Origin of the sequence: Pseudomonas sp. B14(2017) (assembly GCF_002113255.1) — a bacterium.
In the GTDB taxonomy this organism is placed as follows: domain Bacteria; phylum Pseudomonadota; class Gammaproteobacteria; order Pseudomonadales; family Pseudomonadaceae; genus Aquipseudomonas; species Aquipseudomonas putida_Z.
The window spans coordinates 57,506-70,660 of the sequence record NZ_NEJY01000024.1 but is presented as its reverse complement, the minus strand read 5'-3'; the positions used below and the strand labels follow the sequence as shown (position 1 = coordinate 70,660).

At 63.6% G+C, this 13,155-nt stretch carries 8 protein-coding genes; 6 read left to right on the top strand and 2 right to left on the bottom strand.

From position 1 onward, the window contains the following. The first annotated feature begins 150 nt into the window (after positions 1–150). Both CAG34_RS23415 and CAG34_RS23410 read left to right on the top strand, forming a co-directional pair. The gene (locus CAG34_RS23415) at positions 151–1,062 is read left to right on the top strand and encodes a LysR substrate-binding domain-containing protein (RefSeq protein ID WP_085592703.1); all 912 of its coding nucleotides are present in this window, start codon (positions 151–153) and stop codon (positions 1,060–1,062) included. Positions 1,063–1,123: 61 nt separating this feature from the next. Then, the gene (locus tag CAG34_RS23410; protein ID WP_085592701.1) at positions 1,124–1,609 is read left to right on the top strand and encodes an isochorismatase family protein; all 486 of its coding nucleotides are present in this window, start codon (positions 1,124–1,126) and stop codon (positions 1,607–1,609) included. A gap of 735 nt (positions 1,610–2,344) precedes the next feature. Here the strand turns inward: CAG34_RS23410 and CAG34_RS23400 are convergent. Next, a complete protein-coding gene (locus CAG34_RS23400) occupies positions 2,345–3,043 on the bottom strand; it encodes a pirin family protein (RefSeq protein WP_085592697.1) in 699 nt (232 codons plus the stop codon). Positions 3,044–3,218: 175 nt separating this feature from the next. Here CAG34_RS23400 and CAG34_RS23395 point away from each other — a divergent pair, with 175 nt between their 5' ends. Further along, positions 3,219–5,735, top strand: a complete 2,517-nt coding sequence (locus CAG34_RS23395) for a UvrD-helicase domain-containing protein (protein WP_085592695.1) — start codon at positions 3,219–3,221, stop codon at positions 5,733–5,735. Between the two features lie 7 nt (positions 5,736–5,742). On the opposite strand, the gene CAG34_RS23390 is transcribed toward CAG34_RS23395, so the two are convergent. Continuing rightward, positions 5,743–10,602, bottom strand: a complete 4,860-nt coding sequence (locus CAG34_RS23390) for an NEL-type E3 ubiquitin ligase domain-containing protein (RefSeq protein ID WP_371858057.1) — start codon at positions 10,600–10,602, stop codon at positions 5,743–5,745. A 254-nt stretch (positions 10,603–10,856) separates the two neighbouring features. Here CAG34_RS23390 and CAG34_RS23385 point away from each other — a divergent pair, with 254 nt between their 5' ends. The 3 genes from CAG34_RS23385 (at position 10,857) to CAG34_RS23375 (ending at position 13,148) form a co-directional block, all read left to right on the top strand. Continuing rightward, positions 10,857–11,783, top strand: coding sequence for an alpha/beta fold hydrolase (locus tag CAG34_RS23385; RefSeq protein ID WP_085592691.1), 927 nt, complete (start codon positions 10,857–10,859; stop codon positions 11,781–11,783). 163 nt (positions 11,784–11,946) lie between these two features. Continuing rightward, on the top strand, positions 11,947–12,372 hold the full coding sequence (locus CAG34_RS23380) for a VOC family protein (protein WP_085592689.1): 426 nt from the start codon (positions 11,947–11,949) through the stop codon (positions 12,370–12,372). Then, complete coding sequence (locus tag CAG34_RS23375; protein ID WP_085592686.1) at positions 12,369–13,148, top strand: alpha/beta fold hydrolase; 780 nt, start codon at positions 12,369–12,371, stop codon at positions 13,146–13,148. Before CAG34_RS23380 ends, CAG34_RS23375 begins: the two co-directional genes overlap by 4 nt. The last annotated feature ends 7 nt before the right edge of the window (positions 13,149–13,155 follow it).

Sequence of the window (13,155 nt, the reverse complement as noted above, 5' to 3'; positions counted from 1 at the left end):
GGCTGCTCGTGAGGGGTGCAGGTCACACCTGGCCTTGGCGGCCGAAGAGCCCAGCTTTCCTGTGGTTAATCACGCAGGGCAAAAGGTAATGGTTTTTCAAAAATGCTGTAATACAATGAAATTCAACTCATTGTTTCCCTCAGGTTAATTATGAATCCGGTATCGGAGCTGGCGTTCTTCACCCAGCTGATCAGGGTGGGTAGCCTGGCGGGCACTGCTCGCGAACTGAACCTGACCCCGCCAGCGGTCTCCAAGCGCCTGGCCCAGCTGGAACAGCGCCTGGGCGTGCGCCTGCTCAACCGCACCACACGCAGCATCAGCCTTACCGCCGAGGGCGAGACTTACCTGGTGAATGCCAAGCGCATACTGGGCGAGATCGAGGAAATGGAGCGGCAGGTGTCCAGCAGCCGCGCCGAGCCCAAGGGTTTGCTGCGGGTCAATGCGCCGCTGGGCTTTGGCCGTACCCACGTGGGGCCAGCGGTGTCATCGTTTGCCAAGCGCTACCCCGAGGTGGAGGTGCAGTTGCACCTGACCGACCGCCCCATTGCCCTGCCGAACGATGCAATCGACGTGGCCATCCGCTTTGGCGAGCTGCCCGACTCGCGGCTGATCGCCCGCAAGATCGCGGCCAACCGCCGCCGATTGTGCGCGTCGCCCGGTTACCTGGAAGCCCACGGTACCCCCGAATCGCCAAAGGACCTGGCCAGCCACAACTGCATCGTGTTGCGCCAGAACGACGCCGCGTTCGGTATCTGGCGGCTCAGTCGCGGCAAGCAGAGCGAGTCGGTGAAGGTGCGTGGCAGCCTCAGCACCAACGATGGCGAGGTCGCCCTGAACTGGGCGCTGGACGGGCAGGGCATCCTGCTGCGGGCCGAGTGGAACCTGGCCGACCACCTGCGCAGCGGGCGCCTGGTGGAGGTGCTGGGCGATTACCACACGCCGCCTGCGGATATCTATGCGGTGTACCTGGAACGCCTGAACCTGTCGGCCAAGGTGTCGTGCTTCGTCGAGCACCTGAGGGCATTCTTCCGCCAGGGGGACAGCCTGGCAGCGTGGCATTGAGGCCTTTGCCACAGGCGATCGCGTTATACTCCGCGCCTTTGCCCATGCCCGGAATCCGCCCATGCGCCAGGTTTTGCTCATTGTCGATGTCCAGTCCACCTTCAGCCCACCCGAGTGGCTGGTCGATGGCCTGCGCCGGTTGTCGGCGAACATCCCCACCATCGCCTCGGTCGAGTTGCACGACGAACAGGTCACGCCGTTCGAGCGCCAGCTTGGCTGGCACCCGGCGGCCGAGGACGACAGCCTGGTCGAGGCCGACCAGGTGTTCGTCAAGCATGGCTACGGGCAGAGCGCCGAGGCCATCGACTACATCAAGAAATTGGGTGTGGAGCGCGTGCTGGTATGCGGGCTGCAGACCGAAACCTGTGTGCTGGCCGCCGGTTTCGCCCTGTTCGATGCGGGGCTGATGCCCACCCTGGTCACCGACATGACGGTAGGCTCTTCGCTCGACAGGTCGGGCAAGCTGGGCATCGACCTGTGGAAGCATCACTTCCGCCAGGTCACCACCTCGGCCGAGGTGCTCGCCGAAGTGGCTGTACCAGGCTAGCGCTTGCAGGCCCATTCTCATAGAACTGCACATAACTCATTGAATTAGCAGGGACCCTGTAGGAGCGGCTTTAGCCGCGAACACCGGCGCAGCCGGTGCCATGCACCGCGTTGGATTCTTCGCGGCTAAAGCCGCTCCCACAGGGTACGAGGATCGCTTGCGAATTCAGTTATCTGTGCGACAGCGCAGCCCAAAGGGCTGGGTAATCTCCCACAGGTTAAAGCATGGTCTTATCGGGCCGTGGTGATCCTGTGGGAGCGGCCTTGCGTCGCGAAAGGGCTGCGTAGCGGCCCCAGGATCTCGGCATCACAGCCGAAATTGCCGGGGCCGCCTCTCATAGAACAACACATAACTCATTGAGTTGGCAGTGACCTTGTGGGAGCGGGCGTGTCGAGGCGTCGAACCGCCGCGAACACCGGCGGAGCCGGTGCCAGACACCGCGTTGGATTCTTCGCGGGCACGCCCGCTCCCACAGGGTACGAGGATCGCTTGCGAATTCAGTTATCTGTGCGACAGCGCAGCCCAAAGGGCTGGGTAATCTCCCACAGGTTAAAGCATGGTCTTATCGGGCCGTGGTGATCCTGTGGGAGTGGCCCTGCGTCGCGAAAGGGCTGCGTAGCGGCCCCAGGATCTCGGCATCACAGCCGAAATTGCCGGGGCCGCCTTGCGGCCCTTTCGCGACGCAAGGCCGCTCCCACAGGGGAACACCTACATGCGAACTTGCAAGGACAGGCCTCAGGCCACATCCACCAGCACGATCTCGCTGTCCTCGATGGCGGTCACCCGCAGCACCTCCTCCTGCTCGATCGCCACGCCATCGCGCGCCTTGGCACGCAGCCCGTTGACCTCCACCAGCCCCTTGGCCGGCACCAGGTAGCCCCGGCGTGCGGCATCGAAGCGGTACTCGGCAGTTTCACCGGCACGCAGGGTGCCAGCCACCAGCCGCGCATCGGTGCGGATCTGCAGGCTGTCCTCATCGCCCGCACGGCCGCTGGCCAGGGTCACGAAGCCTTCGCCACGCTCACCTTTGGGGAACGGCCGGCTACCCCACTGCGGTGCTTCGCCAGTGCGCTCCGGCACGATCCAGATCTGGAAAATACGCGTGTCGACGTCTTCCAGGTTGTACTCGCTGTGCACGATGCCGGTACCGGCGCTCATCACCTGCACGTCACCGGCTTCGGTACGGCCTTTGTTACCCAGGCTGTCCTGGTGGCTGATCGCACCTTCACGCACATAGGTGATGATTTCCATGTCGCGGTGCGGGTGCGGCGGGAAGCCGCTGCCGGCAGCGATCAGGTCGTCGTTCCACACCCGCAGGTTGCCCCAGTGCATGCGCGCCGGGTCGTAGTACTCGGCAAACGAGAAATGGTGATGGGCGTCGAGCCAGCCGTGGTTGGCGTGGCCGAGGCTTTCGAACGGTCGCAGTTGCAGCATGGTCGTGCTCCTTGAATCAGTGGAATGAGGCCATGATGCGTCAAAGAAGCATCGAAAATAAGCGTAAATATCGGCTTAAAACAATCAGTAAAATAGATTAATTGCGATGGAGTGTTTTATCCGCTTCATCGCCTAATCCACTGATCTGCAAGCATTCGCTGGCGATTTTTTGTCGATGCGGCGAACATGCCCGCTGATTTTGTTTTTCAACGGAGTGACCGTGGCCCACGAGCAACCCCAGGCCCCTGCCGACCTTACCCCTCCTGCCCAGCTGCCCTGGTTTCGCCGCCTGGCGGCCCGCCTGCTGGGGCGCGGCCTGACCCGCTTGCAGGCCCAGCACCGCGACTCCTGGTTCCTCGGCCACGCCAGCGGCCAGCGCAGTGGCCATGCCGATGGCGTGCGTGAAGGGTTCGAACGCGGGCGGGTGGAAGGTTACGAGGCCGGGCGCCAGGTGCTGGTGATCCGCGATACCCGGCCCGACACCGCCGCGGTGCCGGGCCGGGATGACAACCTGTTCGATGACTGGCGCCTGCCCCTGACTGCCGAGCTGAAAAAGCGCTTCAAGGCCGATGTCGCCCAGCGCCTGCCCGCCGAGGCGCAACCCAGTGCCGCGCAGTGGAAGCTGATATTCAGCGACACACCGTCCACCTGCGTGGTGGCAGGGGCCGGGGCGGGCAAGTCCACCTCGCTGGTGCTGCGCATCCTGCTGTTGCGCCACTACCTGGGCTACGAGCTGGATGCGATGACCGTGGTCACCTTCACCCGCGAGTCGCGCAAAGACTTCATCAAGCGCCTGCTGCAGGTGTTCGCCCTGTGGCAGATCAACCTGCAACCGCTGCAGGCCCGCGAGCTGGTGCGCACGTTCCATTCGCGCATCCTGCCGCTGGTGCGCAGCCTGCCGGGCTTTGGCCAGGTGCGCGCGTTCGAAACGCTGGGTAACGAGATGCCGGTCGGTCGTGAGGCCGAGGCCGAGAGCAACCCGTTCGACCTGCGCCTGAACGATGCCCAGCGCCAGCAGCTGAACCAGTGCTACAGCACGCTGCTGGGCGAGAGCCCGCGTTTTGCCGAGCTGGTCGGCCTGTTGCGCAGCGAAGCCCTGCAGCTGAAGCCGCTGGACCCGAACAACCCCGATGTGCAGAAGCGCGCCCAGGTAACCCAGCTGGCTGCCCAGCGCGACGAAGAGCTGTGCGACGTGATCGAAGACCTGTGGTTCGCCGCCGGCGCCTGGCCGATCAAAGGCATCGAACCCTGCCGCGAAACCATCCAGATTCGTGGCAGCCGCTTCCATGTGCATGGCCGTCTGGCCGGCCAGGGGCCTTTGCTCGTGCTGGGCTTCGACCCGGCGGAAAGCGCGCAGTACCAGCGCCCCGGCGCCAAGCTGGCAGTGCGTGCCGAGTGGGCGGTCAAGCGCACCCTGTTGCAGGCCTTCTGCGACCAGCCGCTGATCTGGCTCGACAACTACGCCATGGCTCGGCGCCTGGCAGCCTCGCTGGCCGGTGATGCCGTGGCCGGCCCCGGCTTCGAATACAAGGTCAAGGGCGAACTGGCCCCGGCGCCACTGCTTGATGCCTTTGTCGGTGCGGCGAATTTCATCGAGAACCTCGGCCTGGAGGTGAACACTGCCGTGGCGGCGATGAGCTTCCCGTCCGGCGACAGCGATGCGCTGTTCTTCGAGGCCCTGGCCCTGTACTGGAAGGCCCTGGAGGCGCACCTGCTGGACCAGTCGCCGCCGGTGATGAGCTACAACCGCATGTTCGCCTTGTTCGGCGAGAACAACCCGGAAAACCTGCAACTGCTGCCCGACCCGTTGCTGCGGCCGCTGGCGCACCTGATGATCGACGAGTTCCAGGACGTGTCACCGCAGATCGTCAGCTGGCTGCGCGCCAGCCTCGCCGAGATCCGACGTCGCGGCCCGGCGATGCACACCGGCCGCCATGCCCAGCACTCGTCGCTGCTGTGCGTGGGCGACGACTGGCAGTCGATCTACGGCTGGCGTGGCAGTTCGCCCAAGTACTTCATGGAATTCACCAAGGCCTTCCCGTCGCCGGCCAACACCCGGGTGATGCTGGTCGACAACTACCGTTGCCAGCAGCAGGTGATCGACGCGGCCGAACACTTGGTCAAGGGCACCCCGGCAATTGCCGGCAAGAAAGCCCGGGCCAGTGGCCCGGCGGCCGAGTTGCCAGGCTCGCCGGTAAAAGTGTTCGACCGTGACGAGGCAGCCCTGGGTGAAACGCTGATCGAGCACTACCAGCGTGGCGAGACGGTGATGATGCTGTACCGCAAGGGCAGCGACAGGGCGCTGATGAACGAGCACCTGCAAGGCGTGCTGCACGCCGAAGCGGCGTTGCCGGCCGAGCAGCGCCGGATGCGCCAGTTGACCTACCACAGTGCCAAGGGCTTGCAGGCCGATGCAGTGTTCATGCTGGGCGACTGCCAGTACCTGACCAGTTCACCCTACAAGAACCAGGTGTATCGCCAGGCCGGGCTGGGCAAGGCCGGTGATGCCCAACCGTTCGATACCGCGCAGAAGGAGGAGGTGCAGCGCCTGGCCTACGTGGCGGTGACCCGCGCGGTCAGGCACTGCTATTGGCATGTGGAGGCGGCCAACGCAGAGGCGGCGGCAGCGCCGCGTGCGTCGAGCCAGGTGGATGGGCGGCAGGCCTTCTTCGAAGACCTGCGAGGTCATTGATCAGTGTTCAGGCATCGAGGATGTCTGCTTGCCGGGTAAGGCTCAGCAGTAGCCCGGCTTCCACCTCCTGCCGGGCTTGGGTCAAGGCGTTCGTAGCCTTTACATACGCTTCCTCTTTGAGAGGCACACGACGTAGCGCGCCGTTTTCGTCCAGGGCTGGGGTAGGCAATTCCGGGGCCAATGCACGTATTATCGCGTCGTCCAGGTAGGTGATCGGCTCCTGGCTTTCGTCCAGGCAATAAAAGAGGTAATCGAGGCCTGGGCGCCAGAAGTCGGTAATGGCCTCGAACTGGCTGGCATATTGGCGCTTGAGGTAGTCAACCCAGACCGGCTGTTCGCTCACCCACTGCTGCCTGGCGCTGGTGTCGGCATCGAGTTCGAGCACGGCAGCGCGAACGTTGTCGATGATTTGCTGGTTGATCCTTGCGGCATTGCGATAGAGCATGCCGCTGCTGGGTTCGGGGAAATCGAGCTTTCCGCTCAAGGACTGGCGCAGTGCCAGGCGGACCTCGATATCGTCTACCAGGCCTGTTGCCAGGTCCGCATCGGGGAACGCCGCCGCGACGTCCAGCACGTCACGGTCCGGTAACTGACCGGCATGCTCCTGCAGCGCCCGCTTGCGCGAACTGCGTTGCAGGCTGATGCGATCGGCCAGTTCGTTGACTTTCTCGCGACGGTACAGCTTGCGATAAAGGTCGAGCAGCGGCTTGGCCGTGTCCTGTGCCCACCCAGACACTTGGTTGGCCAGCAATTCCACTTCCAGAGCGCTGAATGCTTCGGCGCCGGCATCACCGCAAGTTGGCGGGAAGGATTGCGCCACCTCGTTCAAACGCTCGCGCAGCGCCGTGTCCCCATGGGCGTGCTCCAACAGTTCCCACACTCGCGCACGCAGGCCATCCGGATCCCTTCGCGCTTCCACTGAGTTGGTCAGGCGCTCCAACACCGCTTGCAGGTCGCCATTGTCGTTCTGATCGAACAGGTCGGACCACAACTGCAGCTGATGGTCGGTCGCGGAATCGCGCCAGAGCCCTTGCCACTCTGGCCTTTCCGGCGTGTGCTCGAAAATATTGACGCCGCTGGCTCGTAGCCGACTGGCCGACTCGGCCTCGAGGTTGTTGTAGTTGAACAGCCAGCGGCGCTCGGGCAAGCGGGCGGCGACGTCTCGCGCATACGGACTGCGCAGGATGCTTGCCAGGTCCGGAACTTGGCGAATGCGGTTGGATGAAAGGTCCAGGTAGCGCAACTGGTACTGTGACTGGTTCATCAGGGTGCTCAAGCCCTGGGGAAATGCCTGCAAATGAGCGTCGGAGAGGTTCAGGTGCTGCAACCGCGCCATGTAGCGCACATCAGGGGCGTTCTGCAGCGGGTTGAAGTCCAGCTCCAGTTGCTGCGGATGGATCATGTCCTGAAAGCGCGTGGCGAGGTTTTCATCGAGCGTGATGCGATTGTGCCCCAGCCTCAGGACATCCAGTGGTCGGCCGCAAAGGAAAGTCAATGTCGCTTCATCCAGTGTCAACTGGTTGCGCCGCAGGTTCAGCTGGCGCAGGTCTGGCATCGCTGCCAGCACTCGCTGTGCGGTGGGCGAGAGGGTAGCAAGGGTGTTGTTGGTCAGGTCCAGCGTGCGCAGCCTGGGCACCGATTCAAGTGCCTGGAACAGCGCTTCCCCGTCGATTTCTCGGTTGTTGGTGACTTCCAGCACTTGCAGGTTGGGGAAACGTGACAGGAACGTGCTGTCCAGTCGTTGCAGCTGAAGCTCGTTCAGCTTGAGCTCACGGATGTGGGGCAGGCTGGCTGTGATCGCTGGCAACTCGGGTAACCGAATACGCTCCAGCTCGAGCGTGCGACCCTTCCGCTGCCAAGCCTCGATGAGGCGATCAGTGCATCTTTGTCGATCGAGGCGCTCGAAGATGTCGTGTGGGCTCTTGTACCACGCCTCCAGATAGCTATTCAGATCTCTCCACTCTGTTTCCAGTTGTCGAATTGCCGAGCCGAGATCACCGGTCTGGCTCAGTTCGCCCCTCAGGGCGTTGATCTCGTTGCTCTTCAGCGAGGGGAAAAGTGATTTGAGCCGACGTATTGCGGCGTATGCGCCGATCGGGCCTGTTCCTCGGCCACTGAGTGGGTAACCGAATCGTCCATGTGCCAGGCGCATGGGCGAGCGAAAGCCTGGCTTGATTGGCTGCTGGCCCAGCAGTGCGGCGCAGCCCGAGCGGTCGGCGACGGCGCTGGCGAAAACTTCGGCCTCAGTCGCCTGCGGCTTTTCGGCTACCAATGCATCGCGCAGCAGTTGGCTGTCATCATTGGCCAGGTCTGCTCGGTACAGGCCGGTCAAGGCACGATCGAGGCGAGCGCGGGCCTGCAGGTAGCGGGCTTCTTCAGCCACGCGCAAGGGCACACGTCCGCTTTTCAGTCGATCGCGTTCGGCGCTGTCGGCATGCGCGACGAGCTCTTCCAGGGCATTGTCAGGCAAACCGGGGAACTGGCGGCCCAAGGTCTTCGCTTCGTCGCCAAGCGGTACCCGATGGCTTTTCAACATGCTCGCGAAGACTTCGCGACGGCGTGCTGACAGGCGGTTGGCCAACAGCTCGTCAAGGGCGCTCGGACGCTGCTCTGCTGGCGTATCGGGTAGTAACTGCTCTATGACATCTTCATCCATCCCCGCCAGGACAACCTTGCTCAGTTCGCCATTGTCAAGCTCTTCGCGGCCGATCTCTATCTGCAACGTGTCGGCTTTTGGCTCCGCTCCGAAGTAGACCGCCTCTCCCCATTTTTCGGCACCGGTGAAGACCTTCAGCCTGTAATGCGCAGGCCAACCAGGCATCTGTACCAGTTCGGGCAGCGCGAAGTTCATATGCGCAGCCAAAGGCAGGCCGTGACGTACTCGGGTGATGATGGTCTGCACGTCGTTGGTCAGTCGCAGGCGCAGCAAGGCATCGGCCAACAGAGCCGGGGGCCGCGAACCGTTGACCTGGCTGTGACGCAAGGTGTCTGCATCGACCTCGGTTATACGCAAGGCGGCAAGTTGCTCCGATGCATCCAGCCCCTGGCTGAATTGGCCCAGCCCTTCGAGCAACTGCGCATCGTCCCATTCGAGCGGGTTGTCATGGGCCAATTGCCAACGCTGGTCGCCGAGGTAGCGCAAGGCAGGGGCGTAGGCATCGGGGGCGTTCGGGTGACGCACATGCCACTGCCCGCCGGTTTCGAACACCTCATACAGTTTGCCTTGCAGCCAGACGTGGCTTTTGCCATCGAAGATGTAGAGCCCTTCGGAATTTGTCGGCACTCCGACTGGCAAGGAGTCCGAGGTGCTGTAAGGGCCCATGTCTGGGTGCCAAAGCCGTTCGCGGCCACCTTTCAATACACTTTCCAGCGCATCGACGAACCCCGATGCCTTGAGCGCGCTGCTGCCGGCGGCGAAGCCGGCAACAACGGCGGCATTGATGGCCAGCGACTCGAGTTGTTGCAGCGCTTCCTGGGTATCGCCTTCTTCCCAGGCTTCGAACCCGGTGAACACCGAATCCATGAGGTCGTAGGCGAATACTCCAAGCATCGCGGCATCCAGCCCAGGCACGAAGAAGGCGGCCACGTTCAGAACGTTCATGCCTGCGTCCAGCCAGTGTTGCAGCCGTTCCTTGCGTGCCTTGGCATCGGCATCGGCGGTTGGTACCGCGATCGTTCTGGCAGTTGCCATGAGGCGACGCTTGTGGTCTTTGTAAAGCACCTGCCAGATGGGAAGCGCCAGGCGGGTTCGCTTGAAGTGCAGTTCAGGCTTGTCCTTGGGTCTGCGCGTGGAGGTACCCTGCTCGAACAGGGCATGTTCGAGCTTGCGGCTGAACTCGACCTGGTTGTCCTTGTCAGCGAAGCTGATCAAGTGCTGTCGAAACGTGGTTTGCAGCAGGCGTTGACGTATGTGAGCACCGGCCTTTTGCAAAGAAGCGAACTCCCTCAGCGGGTGTTGTGCATCCTGGGGAATGTAGAGCATGCAGGGGTTGGTCTGGTCGGCTTCATCAGGGCCCAGCAGCAGTACGCCATGAATCGGGATGCCGAGCAGGCTGAAGCGCCAGCAGCGAAGCCTGTGTTCGCCATAGCGAGGCGTGCTTTCGTTGTCGCATAGCTGTACAAGGGCATCGCGACCTTTGAGCGTCAGCAGGCTCTTGAGGTAAGCGATCATCGCCTCGGTTTTCAGTGCCTGCTGGCTTGCATCGATCCACTGCTGCTCGATCGCGGCTTTTCTGGGGCCTTCATAGATACTCTGCAGGTGGTCTTGATACTGCCGGCCCAGGTCCAGGCTTCGGCAAAGGTTCACGAACGCTTCGGGCTCCAGCCCAGGAAGTGAGGCGTCGTCGTCCGGGCCAAGGGTCAGGGTGTCGAACGGGCCCACTTCGTCGGTGCCTTCGAAATTGTGCAGGGCGGCCTCCAGCAGCGTGCGCTTCTGTGGTGGCCCTTCGGGGCGATTGATGTACGTATCGTCACCGCCGAGTGAGAAATCGAGGCCGGGGACATTCACCAGCGTGGTGTACACCTTGAACGGCTGGTGCAGGTACTGGGCCTTGTCCGCTTTGACATCCGGGCCCAACCGGCTCTCGAGCAAAGGCTTGCAGAATTCGCTGATCTGCCTGAAGTCCTCGAGCAAGGCCCGCAGAGCTTTGAACTCGGCATCGCGGGCGCTGATCAGCTGCCGTAAACGCGCCTGGTCTTCATCGCTGGCTGCGGCGTACCAGGCGTAAGGCGAGCCGTTTTCGTCGAGGTAGTCCTTGCGCGCGCTCTGCACGACGCGGCGGGTATGGTCGGGGTGCATCGTTCGGCACCAGGTAGGCAGGTTACGGACAATCTGGGCCTGATGGAAAGGCACGGGTGTGCTGGTCATGCTGAATACTCCGTGATCAATGGAGGCGCCAGTCGACAGGTTTCGCCTCGGCATGCGGTGGTATTTAGTTGAATGCACAGGTCGGTCCTGTGCACGAGAGCGTCGGTAGGGGAGCAGCGCGGGCAGGGCTGTTGGGAGATGGTGGGGCAAGGCATGGGGTAGGCATGTCGTGTGGATGACGCCGGCACGTGGGGTATGGGCCGGCGTCATGTGATGCCTGGCCATGGGCCGGCGTTCTATCAGGGAGAACTACGATGCATTCGCTGTGCAGTCCCAAGGATCACCTGCTGGACCTCGACGGTATTGAAATAGCGGTACGCACCTGGGGGGCGGAGGACGGCATCCCGGTGCTGGCTCTGCACGGCTGGCTGGACAACGCCGCCTCGTTCGAGCGCCTGGCACCGATGCTCGACGGCTGCTTCGTGGTCGCCCCCGACCTGGTCGGCCACGGCCGCTCGGACCATCGCCGCCACGACAGTGGCTACTACCTGTGGGAACATGCCGAGGACATGCTGGCGGTGGCCGACAGCCTGGGCCTGGCGCAATTCCATGTGCTGGCCCATGGCATGGGCACCGGGGTGGCGTCGCTGCTGGCGGCCATGACCAGCGGTATTGCCAGCATGACCTTCCTCGACGGCATGGGCGCACCGTTCACGGTGGCCGAGGACGACCGCGTGCAGCACCTGGCCCGGGCCTACCGGCTCAAGCGCATGGTGCAGCGCAGCCAGCTGCAGGGTTTTGCCGAGCCGGACGTCGGCCGTTTCGAGGACCTGGACACGGCGCTGGCACAACGCCGCGAGCGCCTGGACACCGAGCTGTCGGAAGAGGCGGCACGGCTGCTGGCGCTGCGTGACCTGCTGCAACTGGGCGAGGGCTATTGCTGGCGCCACGACCCACGCCTGGTGCTGCCCGAACCCATGCCGCTGACCGAGCGCGAAGCCTGCGACCTGCTCAGCCAGATCCGTTGCCCGTTGTACCTGCTGTTCGGCCGCCAGGGGGCATTCACCGGTGAGGCCTTTACCCGGCGCCAGGCGGCCTTGCCCAGCCAGGCGAAGATCTCCTGGCATCCGGGCGGGCACCACTTCCACCTGGATGCGCCGGACCGGGCGCTGGTCGATCAACTGCTGCGCATCCTGGCCCGCCATGAAGGGGGCGTGCTGCAACGGTTGGTAAACGAGTAACTGGATATGGTCATGCCATGCGCACGTGGGCTATGGTGGTGAATCTCATCGGGCTTGCGTGATCCCTTGTGGGGGCGGGCGAAGCCCGTGCCATTCACCGCAGCGCCTGATTCGCGGGCACGCCCGCTCCCACAGGAATCCAGCGGCCACAAGGAGCCTTGGCATGCGACCATTCGTCATCAAGCACATCGACCACCTCGTCCTGCGGGTCAGCGACCTGGAGCGCAGCGTCGCTTTCTACACCCAACTGCTCGGCTGCACGGTCAGCCGCGTGCGCGAAGACCTGGGAATGGTCCACCTGGCCACGGGTACGGCGATGATCGACCTGGTGACCCTGGACGGTCCCCTGGGTAAGCCTGGTGGGGCGGCGCCGGGAGCCGAGGGGCGCAACCTGCACCATTTCTGCCTGCGCATCGAGCCGTTCGACGAGGCTGCACTTACGGCCTACCTGCAAGCTGCGGGGGTTGAAGTCGAACCTGCCGAAAAACGCTATGGCGCCGAAGGCGAGGGGCTGTCGCTGTACTGCTACGACCCCGATGGCAACCAGGTCGAGCTGAAAGGGCCTGTACCGGCAACGGAGGCTCCATGAGCAACCTGCACACCCGCGAGCACTGGATCGACACCGCACAAGGCAAGCTCTTCGCCCAGGAGTGGGCGCCGCTGCAGGCGCAGGGCGCGCCGATCGTCCTGCTGCACGATTCGCTGGGTTGCGTTGCCCTGTGGCGCGAGTTCCCGGCGCAGCTTGCGCAAACCACCGGGCACCGGGTAATCGCCTACGATCGCCTGGGCTTTGGCCGCTCCGACGCCCACCCCGGCAGCTTGCGCCTGGGCTTTGTCGAGGACGAGGTACAGCAGGGGTTCACGGCGCTGCGCGAGCATTTTGGCATTGGCGATTTCATTGTCTTCGGCCACAGCGTTGGCGGCGGCATGGCCGTGGCCTGTGCGGCGGCCTTCGCCAGCCAGTGTGTGGGGCTGATTACCGAATCGGCGCAGGCGTTTGTCGAGGCCCGTACCCTTGAAGGCATTCGCGTGGCCGACCAGCAGTTTGCCGAACCCGGGCAGCTGCAACGGCTGGAGCGCTACCACGGCGGCAAGGCCGAGTGGGTATTGCGTGCCTGGGTGGACAACTGGTTGTCCGAGCACTTTGCCGATTGGAGCCTGGATGCGCTGCTGCCGCAGGTACGCTGCCCGCTGTTGAGCCTGCATGGCGACAACGACGAGTTCGGCTCGCCGGCACACCCCGAGCGGCTGGTGGCGCTGACTGGTGGCCCGGGGGTGATGCGCCTGTTGCAAGGTTGTGGCCATGTGCCGCATCGGGAGCAGGCCGAGCGGGTACTGGCGGAAGTCCTGCAGTTCTTGCGCTGACCTTTCT

Excerpts from the sequence above, each read along its gene's own strand:
- CAG34_RS23395 (WP_085592695.1), top strand. The coding sequence starts at position 3,219 with ATGCGGCGAACATGCCCGCTGATTTTGTTTTTCAACGGAGTGACCGTG.
- CAG34_RS23375 (WP_085592686.1), top strand. The coding sequence starts at position 12,369 with ATGAGCAACCTGCACACCCGCGAGCACTGGATCGACACCGCACAAGGC.
- CAG34_RS23400 (WP_085592697.1), bottom strand. The coding sequence starts at position 3,043 with ATGCTGCAACTGCGACCGTTCGAAAGCCTCGGCCACGCCAACCACGGC.
- CAG34_RS23385 (WP_085592691.1), top strand. The coding sequence starts at position 10,857 with ATGCATTCGCTGTGCAGTCCCAAGGATCACCTGCTGGACCTCGACGGT.
- CAG34_RS23390 (WP_371858057.1), bottom strand. The coding sequence starts at position 10,602 with ATGACCAGCACACCCGTGCCTTTCCATCAGGCCCAGATTGTCCGTAAC.
- CAG34_RS23415 (WP_085592703.1), top strand. The coding sequence starts at position 151 with ATGAATCCGGTATCGGAGCTGGCGTTCTTCACCCAGCTGATCAGGGTG.
- CAG34_RS23380 (WP_085592689.1), top strand. The coding sequence starts at position 11,947 with ATGCGACCATTCGTCATCAAGCACATCGACCACCTCGTCCTGCGGGTC.
- CAG34_RS23410 (WP_085592701.1), top strand. The coding sequence starts at position 1,124 with ATGCGCCAGGTTTTGCTCATTGTCGATGTCCAGTCCACCTTCAGCCCA.